Annotated in this window: 20 protein-coding genes; 6 read left to right on the top strand and 14 right to left on the bottom strand. The window is 58.1% G+C overall.

All coding sequences use genetic code 11. The annotated features are described in order from the left end of the window. Window position 1: 1 nt before the first annotated feature. The 4 genes from B4U49_RS18335 to B4U49_RS18320 form a co-directional block, all read right to left on the bottom strand. A complete protein-coding gene (locus B4U49_RS18335) occupies window positions 2–637 on the bottom strand; it encodes a TetR/AcrR family transcriptional regulator (protein WP_078086063.1) in 636 nt (211 codons plus the stop codon). A 61-nt stretch (window positions 638–698) separates the two neighbouring features. After that, the gene (gene upp, locus B4U49_RS18330; protein WP_078086062.1) at window positions 699–1,334 is read right to left on the bottom strand and encodes a uracil phosphoribosyltransferase; all 636 of its coding nucleotides are present in this window, start codon (window positions 1,332–1,334) and stop codon (window positions 699–701) included. A 73-nt stretch (window positions 1,335–1,407) separates the two neighbouring features. Further along, window positions 1,408–2,349, bottom strand: a complete 942-nt coding sequence (cdd, locus tag B4U49_RS18325; RefSeq protein ID WP_158078655.1) for a cytidine deaminase — start codon at window positions 2,347–2,349, stop codon at window positions 1,408–1,410. 31 nt (window positions 2,350–2,380) lie between these two features. Continuing rightward, window positions 2,381–3,589, bottom strand: coding sequence for a NupC/NupG family nucleoside CNT transporter (locus B4U49_RS18320; RefSeq protein ID WP_078086060.1), 1,209 nt, complete (start codon window positions 3,587–3,589; stop codon window positions 2,381–2,383). Window positions 3,590–3,869: 280 nt separating this feature from the next. On the opposite strand from B4U49_RS18320, the gene deoA reads away from it, so the two are divergent. From deoA to B4U49_RS18300, 4 genes are all read left to right on the top strand, one after another. Continuing rightward, window positions 3,870–5,213 (top strand): thymidine phosphorylase, encoded by a 1,344-nt coding sequence (gene deoA, locus B4U49_RS18315; protein WP_193432866.1) that lies wholly within the window; start codon window positions 3,870–3,872, stop codon window positions 5,211–5,213. A 1-nt stretch (window position 5,214) separates the two neighbouring features. Next, window positions 5,215–6,486 (top strand): phosphopentomutase, encoded by a 1,272-nt coding sequence (locus B4U49_RS18310; RefSeq protein WP_078086058.1) that lies wholly within the window; start codon window positions 5,215–5,217, stop codon window positions 6,484–6,486. Window positions 6,487–6,500: 14 nt separating this feature from the next. Continuing rightward, on the top strand, window positions 6,501–7,445 hold the full coding sequence (deoC, locus tag B4U49_RS18305; protein ID WP_078086057.1) for a deoxyribose-phosphate aldolase: 945 nt from the start codon (window positions 6,501–6,503) through the stop codon (window positions 7,443–7,445). Between the two features lie 63 nt (window positions 7,446–7,508). Then, the gene (locus tag B4U49_RS18300) at window positions 7,509–9,749 is read left to right on the top strand and encodes an aldehyde dehydrogenase family protein (protein ID WP_078086056.1); all 2,241 of its coding nucleotides are present in this window, start codon (window positions 7,509–7,511) and stop codon (window positions 9,747–9,749) included. A gap of 160 nt (window positions 9,750–9,909) precedes the next feature. Here B4U49_RS18300 and B4U49_RS18295 read toward each other — a convergent pair whose 3' ends face one another. From B4U49_RS18295 to xdhA, 8 genes are all read right to left on the bottom strand, one after another. Then, the gene (locus tag B4U49_RS18295) at window positions 9,910–11,220 is read right to left on the bottom strand and encodes an endonuclease (protein WP_078086055.1); all 1,311 of its coding nucleotides are present in this window, start codon (window positions 11,218–11,220) and stop codon (window positions 9,910–9,912) included. Window positions 11,221–11,584: 364 nt separating this feature from the next. After that, on the bottom strand, window positions 11,585–12,808 hold the full coding sequence (locus B4U49_RS18290) for a urate hydroxylase PuuD (protein ID WP_078086054.1): 1,224 nt from the start codon (window positions 12,806–12,808) through the stop codon (window positions 11,585–11,587). A 60-nt stretch (window positions 12,809–12,868) separates the two neighbouring features. Next, window positions 12,869–14,239, bottom strand: coding sequence for a guanine deaminase (guaD, locus tag B4U49_RS18285; protein WP_078086053.1), 1,371 nt, complete (start codon window positions 14,237–14,239; stop codon window positions 12,869–12,871). Between the two features lie 55 nt (window positions 14,240–14,294). Then, window positions 14,295–14,627, bottom strand: coding sequence for a hydroxyisourate hydrolase (uraH, locus tag B4U49_RS18280; RefSeq protein WP_078086052.1), 333 nt, complete (start codon window positions 14,625–14,627; stop codon window positions 14,295–14,297). Window positions 14,628–14,661: 34 nt separating this feature from the next. Further along, a complete protein-coding gene (gene uraD / locus B4U49_RS18275; protein ID WP_078086051.1) occupies window positions 14,662–15,159 on the bottom strand; it encodes a 2-oxo-4-hydroxy-4-carboxy-5-ureidoimidazoline decarboxylase in 498 nt (165 codons plus the stop codon). Beyond that, the gene (gene xdhC, locus B4U49_RS18270; RefSeq protein WP_078086050.1) at window positions 15,156–16,064 is read right to left on the bottom strand and encodes a xanthine dehydrogenase accessory protein XdhC; all 909 of its coding nucleotides are present in this window, start codon (window positions 16,062–16,064) and stop codon (window positions 15,156–15,158) included. The genes uraD and xdhC overlap by 4 nt, the downstream gene beginning before the upstream one ends. After that, a complete protein-coding gene (gene xdhB / locus B4U49_RS18265; protein ID WP_078086049.1) occupies window positions 16,061–18,400 on the bottom strand; it encodes a xanthine dehydrogenase molybdopterin binding subunit in 2,340 nt (779 codons plus the stop codon). Before xdhB ends, xdhC begins: the two co-directional genes overlap by 4 nt. Next, window positions 18,393–19,847 (bottom strand): xanthine dehydrogenase small subunit, encoded by a 1,455-nt coding sequence (gene xdhA / locus B4U49_RS18260; protein WP_078086138.1) that lies wholly within the window; start codon window positions 19,845–19,847, stop codon window positions 18,393–18,395. Before xdhA ends, xdhB begins: the two co-directional genes overlap by 8 nt. A 227-nt stretch (window positions 19,848–20,074) precedes the next feature. Here xdhA and B4U49_RS18255 point away from each other — a divergent pair, with 227 nt between their 5' ends. After that, entirely contained in the window at window positions 20,075–20,728 is a 654-nt protein-coding gene (locus B4U49_RS18255; protein ID WP_078086048.1) for a TetR/AcrR family transcriptional regulator, read from the top strand. On the opposite strand, the gene B4U49_RS18250 is transcribed toward B4U49_RS18255, so the two are convergent. Continuing rightward, window positions 20,729–21,826, bottom strand: coding sequence for a nucleoside hydrolase (locus tag B4U49_RS18250; RefSeq protein WP_078086047.1), 1,098 nt, complete (start codon window positions 21,824–21,826; stop codon window positions 20,729–20,731). It lies immediately after the preceding gene. A gap of 240 nt (window positions 21,827–22,066) precedes the next feature. On the opposite strand from B4U49_RS18250, the gene B4U49_RS18245 reads away from it, so the two are divergent. Then, on the top strand, window positions 22,067–23,386 hold the full coding sequence (locus tag B4U49_RS18245; RefSeq protein WP_078086046.1) for an NCS2 family permease: 1,320 nt from the start codon (window positions 22,067–22,069) through the stop codon (window positions 23,384–23,386). A gap of 148 nt (window positions 23,387–23,534) precedes the next feature. Here B4U49_RS18245 and B4U49_RS18240 read toward each other — a convergent pair whose 3' ends face one another. Continuing rightward, window positions 23,535–24,083, bottom strand: coding sequence for a Tll0287-like domain-containing protein (locus B4U49_RS18240; protein ID WP_078086045.1), 549 nt, complete (start codon window positions 24,081–24,083; stop codon window positions 23,535–23,537). Between the last annotated feature and the right edge of the window lie 2 nt (window positions 24,084–24,085).

Here is a 24,085-nt window from a genome sequence, read left to right as displayed (position 1 = left end):
GTTATTTCAAAACCCCGTGCAGGATCATCCGGCTTACATCCTCAATGGCCTCTTCCCGCTGCGACTTGGTCAGGCGTTTGTTGCCATTCAAAACCCGGATCTGATAGTCGTAGTCGGCATAGTATTGCGTCGTGGCCCAGATCATATTGAGCATGCTCTGGGGGCTGACCGCCTGGATTTTGCCCTCGTCGATCCAGGACTGGATCCGCTGCAGCACGGTGTCATCCCAGGAAACGAGGGCCTTGCGGATCTCTTTGCCCATCACCGGACCGCCCTGGATAACCTCCATTGCCCACATCTTGGAGCCCTTGGGGCGGGTAAACGAGTGTTCCATTTTTGCGCGGATATAAGACCGCAGTACTTCCCCCGGGTCTGAGGAGCGCTGGAAGATTTCTGCATCTTTCTGCCAGCCCTGCAGGACGTCCTGCAACACTACGGTGTAGAGATCCTGCTTGGTCTTGAAGTAGTAGTGGACGTTGGCTTTGGGCAGGCCGGCCCTGTCGGCAATTTCCTGGGTGGAGGTGCCGTTAAAGCCTTTTTCCGAGAACAGGGCTTCTGCCGCGGCAATGATCTGACGGGTATTGGCTTCGCGAATGCCTGACTTCCTTGCGGTGCCAGGCTTTTTATTATCGGGCATAGAGTATTTGGTCGTACTGAAATTGGTTGCAGGTGATTCTCTCACAAGCGATGCGGGGCGGCTATTTGCCGGTACCGAACAGGCGATCCCCTGCGTCGCCAATACCCGGAAGGATATACCCTTTGCTGTTGAGTTCCCTGTCCAGAGCGGCCGCATACACGGTTACATCCGGATGTTTCTCGGCCAGTGTGGACAGTCCTTCGGGGGACGCCAGCAGGCAAATAAAGCGGATATTCTTGGCGCCATGCTCTTTGATCTTGTCCAGGGCGGCACAGGCGGAGTGACCCGTAGCCAGCATCGGGTCAACTACCAGGCATAAACGGTTGGACAACTGCTTGGGCGCCTTGAAGAAATACTCCACTGCTTCCAGTGTCTTGCTGTCGCGGTACAGGCCGATATGGCCGACCCGGGCAGAGGGTACTAGTTCCAGCAGCCCGGATAGTAGTCCATCGCCAGCACGCAAAATGGAGAACAGGCAGAGTTTTTTACCCGACAGCGTCGGAGCGTCCATCTCCTCCAGCGGAGTTTCAATATTTTTACTGGTGATTGGCAGGTCCCGCGTTGCCTCATAGCCCATCAGCAGGCTGATCTCCTTCAGCAGCAGACGGAATTTTCCGGCGGTGGTGGCGCGATCGCGCATGATTGTCAATTTGTGCTGAATCAGCGGGTGGTCGATCAAAACAAAATTTTCGTTCATTTCACTGTGCCCTATATTTTTCGTTTTACGTGGAGTCGGCTAACAGATTGGTCGCCGGGCGCTTGATGATGGGTTACTCGGCTACGTAATACTCCAATGCAATTTGTGGTGCAAAGGAGGAGATCAGGGTGGTAACCAGTTCCCGCTGGCTAATATCGGCTGCTTTCTCCACCAGCACGCAGCGGGCAACTTTCTGCAGATCTTCAGGTCCGCTAGCGGGCCCCAGTGCCATACGCATATTCGATAGCGCAGCGTGTAGTGGTGACAGCCCCGGGTTGTGCGCTGCATTTTCCGCATAGCTGCCGGAAAATATCCGGCCGTTTTGCAGCTGCACTGCGCAACCGGCATGGTTTCGAGTATAGGGTGCATAGGAAAAACGCGCGGCTTTGAGCGCTTCTCGTACCAGCGCGTCGACACTCGCGTTTTGCTCAATCTCAAGCGGCGGGGGATCGGCGGCAATATTTACCGCCATCATATTGCCCTCGTGACCGAGGTCTGCGGGGCCGAAGGCGCCGGGCAGCAGTTCGGCAATATCTGTTTGCCGATAACCGTGCCGTGTGCCGTCGGGAAACACGATCCGCAACGGGCTGGATTCGGAAAGCTCATACAGAAACTGTCGGCAATGGCCGCAGGGGACAGCGGACACCGCCAGGCTGGTAATCCCGGATTCCCGGTTATTCCATGCGTTGGCCACCGCCGCTTGCTCCGCGTGAAGACTGAAGCAGAGGGCGCGCCCGGGGAATTCCATATTGGCCCCCAGATAGAGCGCTGCATACCCGTTGCTATCCAGCCGTTGGCCGCGCGCAACGGCGCCGACAGAGAAATGGGATACCGGTGCCACTCCATAGGCGGCTGCCAGCGGCACCAGCCGCAGCATCAGGGCATCGACATCAATATTCAGCACTCTGCAGAGGTGTTGCACCAAATCTGGGTGCACTTTGCCGCCGCGGACCGCAACCTGTTCCAGTTCGGTGCGCAGCGTTTTGGGGAAGCTTGTTAGCGCTGCTTCGAGCATTGTGGAATCGTATTGCATATTGTTGCGGGCGTTACAGGGAGGTAAAGAATCCGGCCAACGCCGCGCTCATCAGGTTGGCGAGGGTCCCGGCCAGGACTGCCTTCAGACCCATGCGGGCGATTTCCGGACGACGCGACGGCGCAAGACTGCCTAGGCCGCCCAGTAATATGGCAATGGAGGAAAAGTTGGCGAAACCGCACAGGGCAAAAGTCACTACGACCTGAGCGTGAGGAGAAAGCGCCTCCTTGCGATCGATAAAATCCGCATAGGCGACAAATTCATTGAGCACCAGCTTCTGTCCGATCAGGCTGCCGGAAGTGATACTTTCTGTCCAGGGAATCCCCAGCACATAGGCGATGGGCGAGAAGACCGCACCGAGAATACTTTGTAGCGTTACCCCCTGTAGTCCGAACCAGCTGAAAATACCACCGATTGCGCCGTTGACCATTGCAATCAGCGCGATAAAGGCGATCAGCATGGCGCCGATGTTGACTGCCAGTTGCATACCACTCAGAGCGCCGCTGGCGGCGGCATCAATGACATTGGCTGGGCGCTCGCCTTCATCAAAAACAATTTCCTGAGCCGTGTCTCGCAGGCTTTCCTGTTCGGGAACCATGAGCTTCGCCATCAGCAGGCCGCCGGGTGCCGCCATAAAGCTTGCCGCAATCAGGTACTTCAGGTCCACGCCCATATTGGCGTAGCCCACCAGCAGTGAGCCGGCGATGGAAGCCATCCCGCCCACCATCACCGCAAACAGTTCCGAGCGTGTCATTCCGGCAATATAGGGCCGGATGATCAGAGGTGCCTCGGTCTGGCTGACGAAAATATTGGCAGTGGCGGAGAGGGATTCCGTATGGCCGGTGCCCAGTACACGGTGAAAGAAAGTACCGATAACGCCGACAATTTTCTGCATGATGCCCAGGTAATAGAGCACCGCCACCAGCGATGAGAAAAAAATCAGAACAGGGAGTACGTGGAAGGCGAAGATAAACCCCAGTTTTTTCTTGCCGATATCACCGAACAGAAAATTAATCCCGGCATCTGCATAGTCGATAATATGCTGTACCCCTTCTGACAGAGACGCCAGTGCGGCTTGCCCCGCGGGTACATACAGCACCAAGGCGGCGAAGCCGGCCTGTATCGCGAAGGCTGCGCAGACAGTACGTGGTTTGATGGCCCTGCGATTTTCTGAAAACAGGATAGCGATGACTACCAGGGCAAGTATGCCAACCAAACTCATGTAAGTGCCTGCTGGAGCTGCGCCTTCCCGCCGTATTCCGCTACCGGTATGGGAGAGTTGTTAGCTCGCGTTATTAATTTTTTTACTGTGACGCGACGTCTGGAAATTATCAAAGGCTGATTATCCGGTCAATTTGAAACACTAGGTCCCCGGCGAAAATCATTGCGGGATCATACAGGTAAATCTGCAAAAAGTGGACCAACTGGTTAAGATTGAACTATGATGTTCCGATCGATAAAAAAGCTGTAATACGGCTGCAATAATCAGGGATTAACTAATAATGCTGGCCCAGGAAATCATTCACGCAAAACGCGAGGGCTGCGCTCTGTCTGCTCGACAAATCGAATTTTTTGTCCGGGGCATGATGGATGGCAGCATTACCGAGGGCCAGGTGGCAGCGCTGGCGATGGCCGTTTTCTTTCAGGGGCTGGAGCGTCCTGAATCAGTGGCGTTGACCCGGGCGTTACAGGGTTCCGGTACCACACTTGACTGGTCGGCATTGGACCTGCCGGGTCCGGTAGTCGACAAGCACTCCTCCGGTGGTGTGGGGGATAAGGTCAGCTTGATGCTGGCGCCCATGCTCGCCGCCTGCGGCACCTTCGTGCCGATGATATCCGGCCGCGGCCTCGGTCATACCGGCGGCACTCTGGACAAAATGGACAGTATTCCCGGCTACAACACCAGCCCGGATATTCCTGCCTTTCAGCAGGTGGTCAAGCGTGCTGGCTGCGCTATTGTTGGCCAGACCGCGGAACTGGCGCCCGCAGATAAACGCCTCTACGGTATCCGCGATGTCACCGCCACGGTGGAATCGGTTCCATTGATTACTGCTTCTATCCTCTCGAAAAAGCTCTCCGCCGGTCTCGATAGTCTGGTGATGGATATCAAGACCGGCAGCGGGGCCTTTGCGGACAACTTCCCCATGGCGGTTGAACTGGCCACCAGTATTGTTGAAGTGGGTGAGGGGCTGGGGTTACCTATTTCCGCGCTCATCACCGATATGTCCCAGGTACTTGGCCCAACCGCAGGCAATGCACTGGAAGTTCGCGAGGTGATCGAATACCTCCGTGGCGATTTCCGTGACCCGCGTCTGCATGAGGTTGTGATTGCTCTGGGGACAGAGCTTTTGCAATTGAGTGGTCGTGTCACTGAACTTGGCCGGGGAAGAGAAATGATGGAGCGGAGCCTGGAGAGTGGCGCCGCCTGTGAATATTTCTCCAACATGGTGGTCGAGCTGGGAGGGCCGGCGGATTTGCTGGATCGGCCGGAAAAGCATTTGGTTAGCGCGCCCATCGTCGTGCCCGCCATTCCGGAAGCCCCCGGCATTGTGACTGAAATCGACGTGCGTGCCGTTGGCAATACCGTGGTAGAACTGGGGGGCGGTCGCCGTCGCGCCTGTGATCCGGTAGATCACCGCGTGGGGCTGAGTGATATCCGCGCGCCGGGGGATACTGTTGGCACAGATACACCGCTGGCGATGATTCACGCCGCCAGCGAGGCGGATGCAGAAAGGGCCCGCGCACGACTGCTGCAGGCATTTCGGCTGGGTACTCGAGACGAAAGCACCGACGTGAAGACTGGGCCCGTGATCCTGCAACGATTCGGCGGGCGCGGGGAAGGCTGATATGTCAGAGAGTGAGCCGGCGGAGTGCAGAGCACAACCGCGAGCCTTTATTCTGGTAATGGACTCCCTTGGCATCGGCGCCACCGCCGACGCCCACCAATTTGGTGATACGGGGGCCAATACCCTTGCCAGTATTGCCGCGGGTTGCAGCCGCGGGCTGGGCGATCGGGAGGGTTTGCGGAGTGGGCCTTTGGCTATTCCCAACCTGCTGCGCCTGGGATTGGGGCGCGCGCTGGAAGCGTGCAGTGGTGGTGTGGTTGAAGGTATCCAAACGCCGCCATCGATTACTGGCGCTTACGGCTATTGTGCCGAGGTCAGCGCCGGCAAGGACACGCCCAGTGGCCACTGGGAAATTGCCGGCCTGCCGGTAGAGTTTGACTGGACCTGTTTTCCCGATGCCGTGCCGGCATTCCCCAAAACGCTGACTGATGAGCTGATACTCCGCGGTCGCCTGCCCGGGATTCTCGGTGACTGTCATGCTTCCGGGACCACGATTTTGCGCGAGTTGGGTGAAGCGCATATCCGCAGCGGCAAGCCGATTGTGTATACCTCCGCGGACTCGGTATTGCAGATTGCCGCCCATGAGACCCACTTTGGTCTGGAGCGTCTGCTGGCGTTGTGCGAAACCGCGCGCTCGCTGGTTGATCCGCTGAATGTCGGGCGGGTGATTGCACGGCCTTTTATCGGTGAGTGTGCCGATACATTCACACGTACGGCAAACCGCCGTGACTACACCACACCGCCGCACGGGCCTACACTGCTGGATAGCTTGCAGGGCTGCGGTGGTGAAGTCGTGGCGATCGGCAAAATCCGCGATATTTTCGCCGGTCGCGGCATTGGCCGCAGCATCAAGGCTGAAGGCAATATGGCGCTGTTCGATGCCACGCTCGCCGCTGCAAGCGAGCAGCCGGATAGGCCGACCCTGGTGTTTACCAATTTTGTCGATTTCGACACGCTCTACGGCCACCGCCGGGATCTGCCCGGCTACGCCGCCGCTTTGGAGGCCATGGACGGTCGCTTACCGGAACTGGAGGCGCTGTTGCGTGCCGACGATATGCTGGTCATCGCCGCCGATCACGGATGCGACCCAACCTGGCCCGGTAGTGACCACACCCGCGAGCATATTCCTGCACTCTTTTCCGGTCCCGGCGTTGCCCCCGCTAGTTTGGGGTTGCGGCACAGCTTTGCGGATATCGGCCAGACTCTGGCGGAATTTTTCCGGCTGGCGCCATTGGGCAGGGGACGCTCTTTTTTTCCTCAGTTGAACTCGTAGAGAAGCGGATACCGATGAATCAGAAGATGGAGCCACTGTCTGCCTCCGGCCAACCCGCCAACCCGGGTGTCGCTTTCAATGCAGACTGGCTGGTGGACATCCGGGTAAATCGCAGTGCCGTTGAGCGTCGCATTGCTGCTCTGGCTGCGCGCCGTTCGCTGCAAAAAAACTGGCAGGCGGCATGGCTGCTGAAAGCGATCAGTTGCATCGACCTGACCACGCTGTCCGGCCAGGATACGCCGGGTAAAGTGCGCCGTCTCTGTGCGAGAGCGCGCGCGCCGCTGAGCCCTGCACTGCAAAACGCGCTCGATATTGAATCGCTAGCGCTTACCACCGGTGCCGTATGCGTCTACCACCAGATGGTGGAAACGGCCGTGGGCGCACTGGCCGGTAGCGGTATCCCCGTGGCCGCTGTGTCCACCGGCTTTCCCGCCGGTCTGTCGCCGCTGGAAACCCGCATTGCGGAAATCAAAGCCTCGGTTGCCGCCGGCGCACAGGAAATCGATATCGTTATTACCCGCGCCCATGTGCTGAACGGGGATTGGGGAGCCCTCTATCGGGAGGTGCAAGCCTTTCGCGCCGCCTGCGGTAATGCGCATATGAAAACCATCCTTTCCACCGGTGAGCTCGACAACCTGACCAATGTTGCCCGTGCGTCTATGGTGGCCATGATGGCTGGTAGCGATTTTATCAAGACGTCTACCGGCATGGAGTCCACCAACGCGACGTTGCCGGTAAGCCTGGTGATGTTGCGCGCAATCCGGGACTTCGAAACCCTGAGTGGCCACCGTGTTGGATTTAAACCCGCCGGTGGCATCTCAACAGCGAAAGATGCGCTCAACTATCTGGTGCTGGTGAAGGAGGAGCTGGGAGACGCGTGGCTGACACCGGAACTGTTTCGGTTTGGTGCGTCGAGTCTTCTGGATGATATCGAGCGGCAACTGGCACAGTGTGCGTGAGCGGATGCTGACAGGGAAAGGCCCTGAAATACATCAGTGTGTTGAAACAGTGGATACTACCTTATGCAGGTCGCGGACATTTTTAAAACCATGAACTACGGCCCCGCCCAGGTCGATACTGCGGAAGTCGATAGCTGGTTGGATACTCATGCGGAAGGATTCGGGCTTTTTATCAATGGGGAGTGGGTTTCTTCAACTGAAACCCTCGATAGTGTTAACCCTGCCTCTGGCCGGCGGCTGGCAACGATTTCCGCTGCCGGTAGTGATGCGGTAGATGCCGCGGTAGAGGCCGCACATGTAGCGCAACCCACCTGGGAGAAGCTCGGTGGCCGAGGCCGCGCCCGCTATCTCTACAAGTTGGCGCAGCTGCTGCGGAAGCAGGTTTGGAAATTCGCGGTGCTGGAATCCCTGGATAGTGGCAAACCCATTCGCGAAACCAGCAATATCGATCTTCCCCGCGCTAGTGCCTGTTTTCAGCATTATGCGGGTCGGGCGCAATTATTTGATACGGAATTTTCCGGTCGGCAGGCCCGGGGCGCAGCGGGACTATTTATTCCGGCAAGCTTTCCTTTGCTGGTGGCCGCGCAAAAAATCGCTCCCGCACTCGCCGCGGGTAACTGCATCGTACTGAAACCCTCTGAACATACCAGCCTTACCGCGCTGATGTTTGCCGAGCTGTGCGAGGAAGCCGGCTTGCCGCCGGGCGTGGTCAATATTGTTACCGGTGGTCCTGCCACCGGTGCATACCTCGTGGATCATGCCGATGTCGACCTGCTCGACTTTACCGGATCTGCGGCAGTTGGCCGAGCGATCCGTAGCCGCACTGCCGGCAGCGACAAAGCGCTGAAACTGGAACTGGCGGGCAAGCGCCCGTTTATCTTCTTTGAAGATGCGGACCTGGATAGTGCCGTGGAAGGCTTGGTCGATGCCGTCTGGTGTAACCAGGGACACGGAGCGTGGACCAGCGCGCAATTGCTGGTCCAGGAGGGCATTGAAGCCGCGGCCATTGCAAAAATCCGCGCGCGTATGGAAACGCTGCGAGTGGGTGATCCGCTGGATAGCAACGCCGACCTGGGCGCTATTGTGGATCCAGCACGGTATGCACGCATTGCTGAACTGGTGACGCAGGGTGTGGATGACGGAGGCGAGCTCTGGCAATCACCTGTCCCGTCATCACAAGAGGGGCAATTTTATCCGCCGACGCTGCTGAGTGGTGTCGAACCCTCAAACACCGTTGCTAGGGAAGGTGCGTTCGGGCCGGTGCTTAGCGTGATGAGTTTCCGTCTCCAGTCCGAGGCTGTGCTGCTCGCCAACGGCTTTGGTCGCAGCGCGCTCGCCAGCGTGTGGTCGGAAAATATGAACCGCACCCTGGAGGTCGGGCCATCGCTAAATGCCGGCACAATCTGTATCAATTCCTGCAATCCCTTTGATATCGATTGTGGCTTCGATGGACAAGCTGGTTGTGAAAGCGGCGCTGAGGGGCTGGAAGTGTATCTGCGTCCGTGCTTCGAATTTTCAAACTCTGTCACGCATCCGGGCAAGACGGTCACTACCAACACGAGCAAATCCGGTTCTATTGCAGCTGCCGTGGAGGCCGCACTCAAAATGGAGAGCTGGTCCCGCACTAGCGGCTACCAGCGCGCCGGGACGCTATACGCTCTGGCCGAGGATCTGAGTGCACGGGCGGAGGAGTTTTGCTGGCATCTGGGGCAATCGGGTGGCGAGTCTGAGCCGGCGGTGAAACGCGAAGTGGAGGCCAGCGTGGAACGTCTCTTCACATACGCCGCCTGGGCCGACCAATACGAGGGCGCAGTGCGCCGGCAATCCCCCTCCGGGATTGCAATGTCATTGAATGAAGCGGTCGGTGTGGTTGGTATCGCCTTTCCGGACCAGCTGCCGCTGCTGGCACTGATTTCTTTGCTGGCGCCGGTTATCGCTGTGGGTAATCGCGTGGTGCTGGTGCCCTCGGAAAACAATACACAGGTCGGGCCTGGCTTTTATGGTTTGCTGACGCAGCTGCTGGAAAGCGCCGGCATACCGGTCGGTGTGGTCAATATTGTCACTGGTATCCGCGACGATTTAATACAGCAGCTTGCCGCCCACGGGCAGGTAGATCATGTCTGGTACTTCGGCAGCGCCGAAGGCAGTCGCCGGATCGAGCAAGCGGCGGCCCAGACCACCAAGCGCACCTGGGTAAACCGCGGCAAATTCCCGGACTGGCTTTCCCTTGTGGAGGGGGAAGGCAAGCACTTTCTGCGCGAAGCCCGTGCGGTGAAGAATATCCTGATTCCCTGCGGGAACTAGAACGGGATGATAAAAAGTCCCTGACGGATAATGCCCTGTAACTGGCGGATGAAGATAAACTTGTGAAAGCTTGCCGGCGAAAGGTTCTCGCCGACAAGCCCACAGGGAGGGGTTTGTCACATGTCGTGCAAATTACTCGCCCCGCCTTCCGCGGAAATAACTACTGTCCCCAGATGGATTCCACGTATTCCGGGTGATCAATAAAGGGATTCCGGTTGCCCTGGAAGTTGTAGGCGGCATTGTTGCGATCAATTTCCCATTGACTTACCGGATCCGCATTGTGCCAGTCGATCAGCAGCTGGAGTGCCCAGTTCTCGAACACCTGGTTGCTGGAGCCATTGAGCATGGCGTTGCCGTAACTGCTGTTGTTCTCCCAGCCCGCGATCACATTCTGATAGCGGGTAGCCATATAGAAATAGGCTCTTGCCAGGTCTCCCTTGAATTCATCGATGGGCTCGAACACGGTGCCGGTATAGCCTTGGCTGGACTGGCCGCTGCCGAGCTTGCTGCCGTTGCTGGATATGGCACTGGTCGTCGCCACTTCGCCAAAGGGGTAACTGCTGCGCATGGAATTGACATAGCCGTCGGACGCAAAAATATGGTGCACGTCGGTGTTCATTGGCGCTACGGCACCGCCAAACCAGGCACGCGGGAAACTGTGCTCGCGGTTATAGCAGTCGCCCTCGCCACTGTAGTTTCCGCACTGATCGCTGACCGCTGTGTAATTATACGGATCACTGCCAAAGGGGTTCTCGGAATAGATATCCACGATGGAGCCATCATATTCGTAGTAGTAATCCCGGTCGCTGGCGGCGTAGAAATCCCACAAGTCTCCATAGCTGCGGGTACTGTGCCCCTGGATAATATTGTAGAGCGCAGTTTTCAGTGTGTATCCACTCAGGCCATTCGCGGAATCGTAATAGCTGCCGCCGCCGCTGGAACTGCCGCCGCCGGAGCCTCCGCTGGAACCGCCACCACTGGTGTTGGTAGGTTCAAATGCGTCTACATAAACTACCTCTGAGCCGTCGAATCCCCAGCGGTCGTAAAAGCGCAATCCCACTTCGATGGTGCCGCTGCCGCTGGCGGTAAAACTGTAACTCAGCTGTTGCCACTGACCCGTCTGCGAGTAGTTGGTGTAATCCCGGTAACCGTTGACATAGAGTCGCGCGGCGACACTGCCCTCGGTATGACGGATCCAAACGGAAAAATTATAGGTCTGGCCGGCACTGACGCTGACGGTCTGGCGCAGATCCGTGGAGGATTGCGTGCCGGTTGTCACTCTCACCGACGCCGCCGAGCTGCCGCTGTATACGGAGGAAGTTGTCCGGTTTACGTCGATACCTGAATCGATCGTGGTCCAGCCGTCCGGGCTGCCACTCGTCCAGTCTTCAAAGTCCCCATTGTCTACATCGGCATTTACCCATGGGCTTAATACCGCAAGCAATACAAAAGTACCTAGATGTTTTTTCATTACGATTTTCCTGAAGGTGAATTATCGGGGGCACCAGCGCGTGGTTACAGAATTGACTGTGTGGACCACGAGGGCTCCCGCCTGGTTACCACTACAGCTGGTCGGTGGGCACCCGTAATATGGGAGTGCGCACGGACCACTTCTGCCCGGGTACCGATTCATCCGCAGGCAAGTACGAAGCTTTTTGGGGCTGCGTCAAAGACACTGAGCAAGTATTTATCCTGATCAGTTGGTCAACTTTAAAAATGCGTTCTGCCCGCGTCAAGGTGAAATTTTCAAGCGGGAAACGCAGGCAATTACTGCCACATTAGCGTGCATATGTGACAGTAATTGGTGCGTTTTTCAGGAGAGTTGACTGGAGAATTCAGTCTTCGGTGAGGGTTGTTCCGTTGTCAGTTTCCAATGCGGCGATCAATGTTGCACGCTCGCTGTCGCTCATGCCGGTGATGTTGCCCAGTGGCATATAGCGACTTTGTAGTGTCGGCAGGATTCTATCGCGTGCAGCCTGAACCTGTTGCACTGTATCCAGTGCCAGTCCCAGGGGGGGAGCGCTGAAACCTGACTGCGTGGGGGCTGAGGAGTGGCAGCCCTGACAGTGTGCTTCTACCAGATGCATGGGAGCACCGGCGGATACATCAGTTAATATCTGTTCGCTAGCGTCGTTCTGGCTCGTGCTATTTCTTTGTGTCTGCGCCAGGCCCAGTGCCAGCAGTACACAACCGATGGCGGCGACCGCGGGAATATGCAGCTTCAACTGCCCACGGTGGCGGAGATTGAAGAAATGTCGGACATAGGCGCCGAGGGCGACGATAGCGAGCAAAGCGAGCCAGTTGAACGGGTGACCGTAAAGAAAAGGGTAGTGATTGCTAAGCATGCAGAACACTACCGGCAGTGTGAAGTAATTGTTGTGTATTGAGCGATGCTTGGCTGCCAGCATCGGGGCTGCGGCGGGCTCCTCGCCATTATCCAGCGCGCGGATAAAACCCTTCTGGGCAGGGATAATACCGAAAAATACATTGCCGGCCATAATGGTGGCAAGCAGTGCACCCACTTGCAGGAAGGCAGCGCGATCACTGAACAGCTGGCTGGAGAGCCAGCAGGTGAGGACGATGAGCATTACGAGCAGGGCGTTGAACAGCCGGCGACTGTGCGGGCGCAGTAAACGGAATAGCAGCTCGTAACAGAGCAGGCCGGCAGCGAGAAATAGAATACTCACAAAGATGGCCACGGTCGGCGTGGTCAGCCACTTGCCCTGTTGCCACAGGTACAAGTCAGCGCGCCCATAATAAACCAGTGTCAGCAGTAACGCGCCGCTAATCCAGGTGGTATAGGCCTCCCATTTGAACCAGTGCAGACGTTCCGGCATAACCGCTGGTGCCAGCTTGTACTTGCTTACCTGGTAGATGCCACCGCCGTGAAATGCCCACAAGCCACCGGCGAGTCCCCGGACTTTTCCCTCGCTGTCTGGCACTTCCAGATTATTGTCGAGCCACACGAAATAAAATGAGGCACCTATCCAGGCAATGGCGGCAATGGCGTGCAGCATACGCAGCAGCAGGTTGAACCAATCGTAGAGCAGGGTTTCCATCTGGGATCTCTTCTATTCCGGTTTGCCATGCCGGTGGGGGTCGGAATGGCTAAATTTTTCTTATGGTGTAAGTGCGCGCTCGTGATTTTGCGGTGCATAGCGGGGCGAGCATGTGGCACTTTTTGCTTTTATTCCCGCTACATTTCCCGCCACCTTTCCTGCTACATAGGTGCGCTCGATAATGCGTTCGTCGCCCATGGACATATAGGCAAAAAGTTCTTCGCGAATATCCCGGCAGTGACGTAACCGTTCGCGCATCAGCGGCTCCCTGTTGCCATTTAGTAGCAAAATATCTGCTTCCTTGCCCGGTGCCAGGTTGCCTATATGTTTTTCCTGATGCAGGGCGCGGGCGGCGCCGAGCGTGGCCATGTAGAAGGCCTCGGCGGCGCCCAGGGGATAGTCTCCGAGCTGGCAGACCTTGTAGGCTTCGCCCATGCTCCGCAGTTGACACAGACTGGTGCCGGCGCCTACGTCGGTGGCGAGCGCCACCGGTATATTGTGCTCGCGCAATTGTTGTAATTTCAGCAGGCCACTGCCGAGAAAAAGGTTGGACGAAGGGCAGAACGCCACAGTGGCGCCGGCGTAGGCGATACGGCTTTGTTCTGATTCGCTGAGGTGGATGCAGTGGGCGTAGATACTGCGCTCGCCATGGAGCCCATACAGTTCGTAGGTGTTGAGGTAGTCGCTGGCTTCGGGGAAAAGAGAGGCGGTCCAGGCGATTTCATCGAGATTTTCACTCAGGTGCGTCTGTAGCCACAGGTCGGGATAATCCCGCAGTAACTGACCCGCTACCGACAGCTGTGCACGGCTGGAAGTGCCTGCAAAGCGGGGGGTGACGGCGTAGCCGAGCCGTCCGCGGCCATGCCACTTCTCGATCAGCGTGGAGGATTCGCGCAGGGCGCGTTCCGGTGTGTCCAGCAGTGCATCAGGGGCGTTGCGGTCCATCAACACCTTGCCGGCGATCAGTCGCATGCCGGTGCGCTCGGCGGCCTGGAACAGGTGCTCGGTACTGTGGGCAAAACTGGTGGTGAACACCATGGCGCTGGTGGTGCCGCAGGCGAGCAGGGCGTCGATAAAAAACTCGGCGTTTTGCCGGGAAACTTCCTCGTCGGCAAATTGCAGTTCCGCTGGAAAAGTGTATTTGTGTAGCCAGTCCAGTAGTTTCTCGCCGTAACTCCCCATGACTGCAAGCTGTGGTGCATGCACGTGGGCATCAATAAAGCCGCTGGTGACCAGCGCCTCGGGCCTGTGTTCAGCGGCGCTCAGGTCCAGGCCCTGCTTCTCGGCGCGGCGCGCATCTTCAAGCAGGGTGATACGCCCGTCGGCGAAGCCGATAACGCCATCTTCGAAGTACTCGAGTGCACTATCCGGCGAGCCTACGGCATCGTCACGAAAGTGGACTATACGGCTGCGCAGCAGTGTTTGTTTCAATTCAATATCCTCTCGATACTCTGGTGCTTCAGGCTCAATATCGTCTCGATGTTTCTCAGCTTCCGCGGTAGGTGGTGTAGCCGTACTGATTGAGCAGCAGCGGGATATGGTAGTGGCGTGCGCAGTCGGAAATACTGAACTCCAGCGTTGCCCTGGGGAAAAAGCTTTCGCCTCCCTGCTGCTGGAACCACGGATGTAGCTGGAACACCAGTGCCCAGTGCGCGGGCGCCAGTTCAAAGCTTTTATCCCAGTTAACGATACGGCCATCGCTATCGGTGTTCGCGGTGGCGATTAAGTCGGCGGCACAGTAAAGCTCTACGCTGACCCCGGCAGCGGGTTGACCCCGGTGCAGGTCAAGGATATGGGTGGTAATCGGGGCTTTATGCATAATACTTTCCCTTATTCCTGCGGCACGGCTCGCTTTACGCCGTCAGCAGGTTAGTCAGCCGCAGCCGAGTGATTTTTGCCTGCTCGCCGGCAGCGTTTTTTATTTCCTGTTCGCGGCTGTTCTCGATACGGGACGCTATCGCGGCAAGCATCTCCCGGGCCGATTTTCCACTGGCGCAGATAATGAAAATAAAACCAAACTTTTCGTAATAGTTGTCGTTAAGTCGCTGTAATTCCTCGAGTGTGTCTTCATCTGCGTGCGCGACCTGCCCTTGCTCCGCGCTGGTAAATTTTTCTTTCATTCGCTGCAGGTCGCCTATCCGCGGATGTGCGGCAAATGCTTCGAGGTAGTCGGATTCGTCGAGTTTGCTCCAGGCTTTGAATGCACGGTTCTGGATTTGCCCAATGCTGATGACCGGGCCCAGTTCCAGCAGTCTTTCTGCCCAGCGGCTGCAATGACAGCAATCCATTAACAGATGGCGTTGTTGCTCCGGTGCAAGCTGGTTGAATTGCTTGAGCGTGTGTGGTGTCACGATGTTTCTCTCTCAGGGTCTTTTGTGTTTTTGCCACTTGTTGCGAGATCGTTCGTCAGGCTCTCGCGCAGGGTCTTCCAGTTGATTCCGGTGGATTTTTTTTCCTCGCTGGCGGCGAGCCGGTGTTTCTCCGCGAGTAACTGGGCGGCGATGGAAATGGCCACTTCTGCGGGTTTTTTACCGGGTACCTCTGCCAGGCCGACGGGAGAGTAAAAGTTGTCTATCTGTTCCGCTGTAAAGCCATCGCTAGCCAGCCGACGGCGAAAACGCAGCGCTTTGGTGCGTGAGCCGATCATGCCCATATAGGCGCAGTCGCCGCGATCCAGCAGAGCGTGCAACAGCCGGTAGTCCAGGGCGTGATCCTGGGTCAGGACCAGGGCAAAGGCACCGGTGTTCATTCGGGAGATATGCTCCACCGGGTCTGTGAGGAAATGGTTGTGCACCCAGCCGTTTAGATTGTCCTCGAGCGCTATTTCATCCAGCAGTTCGGCGCGGTTGTCGATGCAGTGCAGTTGCCACTCCAGCGGCGCCAGTACCGGCAGCAGGGCGCGGGCTACATGGCCGGCACCGAAAACGTGCAGCTGCAACTCTGCGCCCGCAAAGCATTCGAGTAGTACCGAGACACTGCCGCCACAGCACTGACCGGCGCGAGAGGACAGGGGAAAGTGTTCCAGCAGCTGTCGCTCGCGGCCGTCTTGGATCAGCTCGCGGGCGCGGGTGATCACCTGGAATTCCAGTTGTCCCCCACCCAGTGTGTCAAAGCTGTGACGGGCGTCGATGACCATCTTGGTTCCGCTGTTACGGGGTGCGGATCCCCGGGTACTCAATACGGTGGCCAGCACCCAGGGCTGGCCGCGACGGCGACGGTCGGCGGCCGCCTCGAACCAGGGTGTTTTGTTGATCACGATGTTGCCTCCGCATACTCTTTCGCTGCGCGCGCGCAGAAGTACACCTGCTCTGGCGTGGCGGGTACGCCAAGGGGAGGGTTGTAGCGATATTCGGCAAGACTTGCGCAGGCATCGCGCAGTGCGCACCAGACGGAGATGGCCAGCATCAAAGGCGGTTCGCCCACCGCTTTGGAGCGGTATACCGTCTCTTCCGCATTCGGTCTTTGGAAAAAATCCACGTTAAAGATTTCCGGCACATCGCCGGCGGTGGGAATCTTGTAGTTGGCTGGGCTGTCAGAAATGATCCGCCCCTGATCGTTCCACAGCAGTTCCTCACTGGTTACCCAACCCATTCCCTGCACAAAGCCGCCTTCGACTTGGCCGAGATCGATCGCCGGATTCAGAGAGTCGCCGACATCCTGGAGGATATCCACCCGCGTTACCCGGTATTCGCCGGTGTTCAAATCCACTTCCACTTCCGAGGCCGCTGCGCCATTGGCGAAGTAAAGGAACGGGCGGCCGCGCGCGGCGGTGCGGTTGTAGCCGATTTTCGGGGTGCGGTAGAAGCCGGTCGCAGACAGGGACACCCGGTCTATATATGCGCCTTTTACCAGTTCGGCGAAGGGGATCGCGCGTTGCGCAATCCAGCACTGGTCGTCGCGGATACTGATGCGCTCGATATCGGCACCGTAGGTCTCCGCCGCATATTCCAGCAGGCGCTGCTTCAGGGTATTGACCGCGTTCAGTGCCGCCATGCCATTCAGGTCGGTACCGGCGGACGCGGCGGTGGGGGAGGCGTTGGGGACCTGGTCGGTGGCGGTGGCGGCCACCCGCACTCGCTCCAGGTCTACGCCAAATCCCCGTGCGACGATTTGCGCGATCTTGGTGTGCAATCCCTGACCCATTTCGGTGCCGCCGTGGCTGACGTGAATACTGCCATCGGCATAAATATGCAGTAGTGCACCGGCCTGGTTCAGGTGTTTGGAGGTAAAGGAAATCCCGAATTTTACCGGCGTCAGCGCCAGCCCTTTTTTGATCTGCGTGCTGGACACATTGAATGCACGGATCTGTTCGCGGCGGGCGCGGTAGTCGGCGGTCTGTTCCAGCTGCTCGATCAACTGGGGCAGTACCTCCTCCTCCAGTGCCTGGCCGTAGGGTGTGGTATTTCTGTCGGCGCTGTACAGGTTGCGCTTGCGTATATCCAGTGGGTCCGCACCGACAGCGCGGGCGATATCGTCCAGCATGGCCTCGGCGGCGACCATGCCCTGGGGGCCGCCGAAGCCCCGGAATGCGGTGTTGGATACGGTATTGGTGCGGCAGCGGTGGCCGCTGATACGGGCCGTCGAGTAAAAATAGGCGTTATCCGCATGGAACATGGCGCGGTCGACAACACCGTCGGACAGGTCGGGACTGTGGCCGCAGAGGCCAGCCAGATCCATTTCTACACCGCGAATCACCCCGTCACTGTCGAAGCCTGCGCGGTACTGATTCCAGAAGTCGTGGCGTTTGCCGGTTTGTGTCATGTCGTCGCGACGCGGCATGCGATATTTCACCGGTCGCTGGTTGCGCACTGCGAAAACCGCGGCCATGCAAGCCAGTGCGGCGGCCTGGGATTCCTTGCCACCGAAGGCGCCGCCCATACGCCGCACTTCCGCCTGCACCAGGTGTAGCGGTACGCCGAGCACCTGAGCCACCAGCTTCTGTACTTCGGCCGGGTGCTGGGAGGAGCTGTAGACACGCACACCGCCATCTTCGTTGGGCAGGGCGATACTGATCTGCCCCTCTAGATAGAAATGCTCCTGGCCACGCAGGTAGAGCTCGCCTTGCAGCTGGTGCTCGGCTCTGGCAATGGCGGCACCGGCATCCCCGGAGCTGATCGTATGGCTTGGCAGCACGAACTCCTCCCGCTCCAGCGCTTCCTGCACAGACAGTCGCGCAGATTCTGAGCGGTAGTGAATGTTCACCAGTTTGCACGCGCGTCGCGCGGCCTCCAGGCTGGTGGCGGCCACCGCGACTACCGTTTGCCCCACATAGTCGACGCGTTCACCGGCGAGCAGCAAGTCGCCGCTGAATACTGGCGACACATCGGCACTGCCGGGAATATCTCCCTGCGTGATGACATCCACTACACCGGGTGCGCGGCGCGCGGCATCGAGTTCAATGCTCTCGATCATCGCGCTGGCGTGCTCGGCACCCACGGTTGCCAGGTGCAGCATATTCGGCCACTCGGGGATATCGTCCAGGTACTGTGCGCGGCCGGTAACGTGTTTGTAGGCCGACTCGTGGGCGATAGACGTGGGCTTGTGTGCACTTTCCGTTTGCACGCGCAGCAGGGCTTTTGGCAGCTTACGCATGGAGCGCCTCCGATGCGTGGTTCTTGGAGCGTTCGCTATTCAACGCGTGCCAGGCACTGCGCAGCAGGTTCTGCGCGATCTGTAACCGGTAGTCGGCACTGGCGCGGACATCGCCAATGGGCTTTAGAGTTTCTGCGACAGCGGCCAGTGCAGCGTGGAGTGCGCTTTCATCCTGTCTGGTACACCCGAGAAGTTTCGACTCGGCAGTGGTGACCCGCACCGGGGTGGCTGCCATTCCTCCGAAGGCAATACGCACCTCGGTAAACACGTCACCGTATTCGCTGGCCCTGGTGCGCAAACGGATGGCCGCCATTACTGCGGAGATATCGTCCTCGCGCCGCTTGCTGACTTTGTAAGCCCGGTGGAAATCATTCACAGCCCTGGCGGGGAAGCTGATCTCGGCCAGGTATTCCCCGATTTCCAGTGCTGTGTCCTTATAGCCTCGATAGAACTCCGCCAGGGGCAGTTGCCGCTCGGCACCGCGGTTGTCCGCCAGGGTAATACTGGCATCCAGGGCTAGTAGCAGTGGTGGCAGGTCGGCGATGGGTGAGGCATTGGCGATATTGCCGCCCAGGGTGCCGCGGTTGCGGATCTGCCGTGATCCAATGCGTTCCAGCAGGGCGCTGATACTGCTGGAGCGTCCGGCAAAGAATGTTTCCAGCTCGCGATAAGTCAACGCCGCGCCCAGGTGAATCACACCGTCGCACTCTTCGATGCGGTGCAGCTCCTTTACACCGGACAGGTCGATTATTTTGGGGATGGGCTGGCACTGCTGGGTGACCTCCAGTAACAGGTCAGTGCCTCCGGCGATCAGGCGTGCATCTGGATGCAGGGCCAATCCCTGTTGTAGTTCTTTGCGGCTCTGTGGCTGCAGGTAATCCGCTGGCGCGTCTGTGTCGGTGATACTGGCCAGCTGCTCGATTTGCGCCTGTGCGTCGAGACGGTGCGCTTCGTTAGGTGCCTGCACCATTTTCAGGCCCGCGTCGACGATGGGGCGATAGCCGGTACAGCGGCACAGGTTACCGGAGATGGCTTCACAAACCTGCGCGCGGTCTGCCTGTGCCTCTTCGTCCGCAAGCAGTTGCTGGTGCAGGCCCGCCAGGGACATGACAAAGCCCGGTGTGCAGAAACCACATTGGGAGCCGTGGTTATCCAGCATTTCCTGTTGCGCCGGGTGTAGCTTCCCGCTACTGGCGAGGGCCTCGATAGTGACGAGGTGGCGGCGGTTGGCGGCAGCGATAGGGGTGATACAGGCGTTGACGGTGCGGTAGTGGATACGCCCGTTCTCCAGTTCCCCCAACAATACCGTGCAGGCACCACAGTCGCCGGAAGCACAGCCCTCTTTGGTGCCGCACAGCCGTTTCGTCTCGCGCAAATAGCGCAGTAACGTGGTATCCGCAGCGGGTGCGATTTCCTCGACAAGATCGTGATTCAGGACAAATTTCAACAGAGACTCCAGCAGTGTTTTTACCGAATCCGGAAGGCTTGCATCCGATAAGTACTGCTCAAGCAAAAAACTGGCCAACTGGACAGGTTTTTACGGGGTGACCTTATTCTTTCTTCCTGGAGGCCTCTGGCACGCAAGTTGCGTTAATGGGGCAGCGCTAGGTAATCTTGTCGCAATGGACAACTTCGGGGATTCTTTCGGGGACTTTACGGTAATGGTTGATAACAATGGCTGACAGCTCGGCAGAAACAAAAAGAACCTATCGTCGCGGAAAGATCCGTGACCAGAACCTGGAGCGGATACTCGGGGCGGCGCGAGAGGAGTTTGTGCTCAAGGGGTTCGCCGGGGCCAGTATTCAGGCTATTGCGGACCGCGCAGGTTTGCCCAAGGCGAATGTGCACTATTACTTCAAAACCAAGTCGAATCTTTATGTGGCGGTGCTGGAGGAAATTATTATTCTCTGGAACGACCACTTCGATGAGCTACGTGCGGAAGATAATCCGGCCGAGGTGCTCGACCGTTTTATTCGTCGCAAGGTGGAGCTCTCTTATACCCACCCGCAGTCTTCCAAGTTGTTTGCGATGGAAATCATTCAGGGGGCTCCGCACTTGCGGGACTATTTACGCAATGATTTGCGTCCCTGGATGAGAAAAAAAGCGGCGGTGATTGAGGCCTGGGTCGCAGCCGGGAAAATGGCACCGGTAGACCCCTACCACCTGATTTTTCTGATCTGGTCTTCCACCCAGCACTACGCGGATTTCGAGGCGCAGGTGCTGACGATTCTTAACCGCGCTGAATACGAGCGGTCGATGATCGACCGCATTGCAGACTTTCTCAGCCGCTCCATCCTCGCCGGAGTAGGCCTGGAAGCACCCCGCTGATCAGCCCTGGTTGAGGGTCCGGGTAAACAGGCTAAAGGCCCGCTCGGCGTCGGTTTTGCGACAGATTTTCACCGCGGGGTTGTCACCGCCAGTGCGGGTTATACCGCTCTTCTCCGCATCCAGATGTCGCCGCTCGGCGCCGCTGTAGGTGATATTGGGGATTGAGCGCAGGGATGATGGTTGCCAGGGAGATCCGGTTTCCAGGCTGACGGTAACCGGTGCCATGTCTCCTTGGCAGAAGGCCGGGTCCAGTGCCACCAGTGCCGCCAGTACGTCCCAGAAATAGTATTCCCCGGATTCGATAAACCAGTCGTTGTCATCCAGCACCGCATCCCAGAACTGCGCAGCCGGGGTTTCCGCCACCGTTTTGAAGTCGCGGGCAAATGCCTTGGTTACCTTGACCTGATTGGTGACATCCAGACCGACTACTTCAATGGGTAGTCCGGAGGCGAAAACCCGGGCTGCGGCCTCGGGGTCGACAAAAATATTCCATTCCGCTTTTGTGTTTGGATGGTTGTCGGTAAACCCGGGCACGATGATATTACCCGGGGCCTCAAAGGCACCGCCCATGATCACCAGTCGCTCCACCTTGTCGGTATCGGCAGGGTATTTTTCCAGCCACTGGGCGATGTTGGTCAGGCTTCCGGTGGCTACCACCACGACCTGTTGATCGCTGTCGGCCAGGGTGGTGTGGATGACATCCACAGCGTGCTTTTCTGTGGCAGTGCGGGTGCTGTCGGGCAGTGCAATACCCGAGAGCGTGTCAGCCTGCTGCCGCCAGGGCTCCGGAAATGCGAAGTAGCCGTCCATGGGGTAATCGTCTCCGCAGGCGATCGCCACGTCTCCGGAAGCAGTCAGGTCGAGCAGCGCCCCGATATTGTCCAGCGCGGGACCACAGCGGGTTTCGCCGGCGCCATTACTGGTAACGGCCACCAGCTCAAGTTCCTCATGCATGGCCAGCACCAGCAGCGCGGACCAGTCATCAATGGCCATATCGGTATCGAAGATCACCGGTCGCGGACTGGCCGCGTGGGCGCTCGACAGGAAGGTGATCAGCAGGCAGCTGCAGAAAATACTGAGAAGAGTTCGTTTTTTCATCGTCGGGGTCAAACCAATCGTTGTAGTGTTTTACTGTGTCCTTTGCCGCAACAGCCAGCCTTCCATATTGGGAGTCCCCCACGGTTAAACCGGTGGAGCAGTCTGTGCTCTCTACGGGTAAGCAAGTGTCGCGCCAAAAAGTTGACCACTTGGTTTGAAAATTGCAGTCGTTAAAAACATCTGGGTTAAACCTGTTTGGGGTAATCCACTTAATTGGTAAGAGAACATCGGTGAACTGATATGCAGAGAGTGGTGGAGTACTTCAATTTCGGGCCGGCGACGTCGCTGCCGGGGGAGGTATCGACAAACTTCTGGCGCCGCGAGGTGCTGGCGGGGCTGACAACCTTCCTGGCCATGGCCTATATCACCGTGGTCAATCCGGCGATGCTCTCCGAGACCGGTATGGATTTTGGTGGAGTGTTCGTGGCGACCTGCCTGGCGGCGGCGTTTGGTTCCATCCTTATGGGGCTGCTGGGTAATTATCCGGTGGGGCTCGCGCCGGGCATGGGGCAGAATGCGTTTTTTACCTATGCGGTGGTGTTGGGCATGGGGCATCCCTGGCAGACGGCGCTGGGGGCGGTGTTCCTGTCCGGGATACTGTTTGTGGCGCTGAGCCTGTTGCCGTTTCGGGAATGGCTGATCAACGCCATCCCGCGCAACCTTAAACTGGGTATTTCCGCCGGGATTGGATTGTTCCTGGGGATCGTGGCACTCAGCAATGCCGGGGTTGTGGTCGACAGTCCGGCCACTCTGGTATCTCTTGGGGATCTCACGGCGTTCGAGCCGCTCATGTGTCTGGTTGGCTTTGTGTTGATCACAGCGCTTTCCCAGCGCGGTGTCGCCGGTGCGGTGGTCATTGGCATCATCGCGGTCAGTGCGGCTGGCTGGCTACTTGGGGCGGTGGAGTTCAAAGGTGTGGTATCCATGCCCCCGTCTCCGGCGCCGGTACTGATGCAGCTGGATATTACCGGTGCATTTGATATTTCGATGGTCACGGTAATCCTCACCATGTTGCTGGTGGATGTGTTTGATACCGCGGGTACTATGGTTGGGGTGGCCAATCGCGCTGGACTCGTGCGCCCGGATGGCTCGCTGCCTCGCCTTGGCAAGGCGTTGCTGGCCGACTCCGGCGCCACCCTGGGAGGTGCGTTACTGGGGACTTCGTCGACGACCAGCTATATCGAGAGTGCGGCTGGCGTTGAGGCCGGTGGCCGCACCGGGGTCACGGCAATCGTCTGCGGGCTGGCGTTTTTGCTGTGCCTTCTGTTTGCGCCGCTGGCGCAAAGTGTACCGGCCTATGCCACTGCCGCGGCGCTGCTGTTTGTGGCCTGCCTGATGGCGCGCAGCCTGGCGGATGTGGATTGGAGTGACCACAGTGAGAGTGCACCAGCGGTGATTACCGCACTGGCGATGCCGCTGGGATACTCCATTGCCGATGGTATTGGTCTCGGGTTTATTTCCTACGCTGGTATCAAGCTGCTCAATGGCCAGTTTAAGACGTGTCCGCCGGTGGTATATCTGGTGGGCGGTATCTTTGTGCTGAAGTTCGCTTTTCTATAGGAACGACCGGCCTGACGCAAAGGCGGGTGGCCAGGAGCGCTTTTCAGGCTTTCCCTGCCTCGCGCCGGTAAATCCGCCAATAAAAAAACCGGCGCAAAGGCCGGGTTTTTTTATTGGCGGAAACCGCGCATGAAAACTTATCCACAACTCACAGGGGGAAGCGGATCACCACACCACCCATGGTCTGTCCCAGCTCGAAGTCCTTGCGCGGGCTGTCCACATGCTCGTTGTGGCAACTTACACAGGCGGGAGACACGGCCACGTCCGGATAAACCGCGGTGAAATATTCAGTGTCGCCGAGCTTCTCGGTTCCGTAGAAGTTCTGCCCCGGATTCTCGACGATATACGCGAGGCCCTGGCGCTCCAGGTCCGTGCGCGGCTTGTTCTGCTTGTTGATGGCCCACTGGGACAGCAACGCATAGTTGAAACCGGATTCCTGTTCCGCCACGCGCTCTGCGCCCATGCGCATCATCTGTGCGGGCAGCGGCAGTGCCTGGTTGTCTTGCCAGTGCTCATCCGCCTTGATGACCTTTTCTTCGTTCTGCAGCCGGTTGACCACATTGGTGGTATAGCTTGCGCGGTCCGCCTCAATGACCGCGAAAATTGCATCGGCCATTCTCTGGGGCTCGATCCCGGTTTTTTCCCCACAACCTGAAAGCGCTGCCGCTGCAGCCAAGATGAACGCTCTAGTTCGCATGG

The organism is Microbulbifer mangrovi, from assembly GCF_002009015.1.
Classification (GTDB): Bacteria; Pseudomonadota; Gammaproteobacteria; order Pseudomonadales; family Cellvibrionaceae; genus Microbulbifer; species Microbulbifer mangrovi.
This window is presented reverse-complemented; position numbering and strand designations above follow the sequence as displayed.

What these genes read in the sequence shown, in the direction of transcription:
- B4U49_RS18335 (WP_078086063.1), bottom strand. Translation starts at nt 637, where the DNA reads ATGCCCGATAATAAAAAGCCTGGCACCGCAAGGAAGTCAGGCATTCGC.
- upp (WP_078086062.1), bottom strand. Translation starts at nt 1,334, where the DNA reads ATGAACGAAAATTTTGTTTTGATCGACCACCCGCTGATTCAGCACAAA.
- cdd (WP_158078655.1), bottom strand. Translation starts at nt 2,349, where the DNA reads ATGCTCGAAGCAGCGCTAACAAGCTTCCCCAAAACGCTGCGCACCGAA.
- B4U49_RS18320 (WP_078086060.1), bottom strand. Translation starts at nt 3,589, where the DNA reads ATGAGTTTGGTTGGCATACTTGCCCTGGTAGTCATCGCTATCCTGTTT.
- deoA (WP_193432866.1), top strand. Translation starts at nt 3,870, where the DNA reads ATGCTGGCCCAGGAAATCATTCACGCAAAACGCGAGGGCTGCGCTCTG.
- B4U49_RS18310 (WP_078086058.1), top strand. Translation starts at nt 5,215, where the DNA reads ATGTCAGAGAGTGAGCCGGCGGAGTGCAGAGCACAACCGCGAGCCTTT.
- deoC (WP_078086057.1), top strand. Translation starts at nt 6,501, where the DNA reads ATGAATCAGAAGATGGAGCCACTGTCTGCCTCCGGCCAACCCGCCAAC.
- B4U49_RS18300 (WP_078086056.1), top strand. Translation starts at nt 7,509, where the DNA reads ATGCAGGTCGCGGACATTTTTAAAACCATGAACTACGGCCCCGCCCAG.
- B4U49_RS18295 (WP_078086055.1), bottom strand. Translation starts at nt 11,220, where the DNA reads ATGAAAAAACATCTAGGTACTTTTGTATTGCTTGCGGTATTAAGCCCA.
- B4U49_RS18290 (WP_078086054.1), bottom strand. Translation starts at nt 12,808, where the DNA reads ATGGAAACCCTGCTCTACGATTGGTTCAACCTGCTGCTGCGTATGCTG.
- uraH (WP_078086052.1), bottom strand. Translation starts at nt 14,627, where the DNA reads ATGCATAAAGCCCCGATTACCACCCATATCCTTGACCTGCACCGGGGT.
- xdhB (WP_078086049.1), bottom strand. Translation starts at nt 18,400, where the DNA reads ATGCGTAAGCTGCCAAAAGCCCTGCTGCGCGTGCAAACGGAAAGTGCA.
- B4U49_RS18255 (WP_078086048.1), top strand. Translation starts at nt 20,075, where the DNA reads ATGGCTGACAGCTCGGCAGAAACAAAAAGAACCTATCGTCGCGGAAAG.
- B4U49_RS18250 (WP_078086047.1), bottom strand. Translation starts at nt 21,826, where the DNA reads ATGAAAAAACGAACTCTTCTCAGTATTTTCTGCAGCTGCCTGCTGATC.
- B4U49_RS18245 (WP_078086046.1), top strand. Translation starts at nt 22,067, where the DNA reads ATGCAGAGAGTGGTGGAGTACTTCAATTTCGGGCCGGCGACGTCGCTG.
- B4U49_RS18240 (WP_078086045.1), bottom strand. Translation starts at nt 24,083, where the DNA reads ATGCGAACTAGAGCGTTCATCTTGGCTGCAGCGGCAGCGCTTTCAGGT.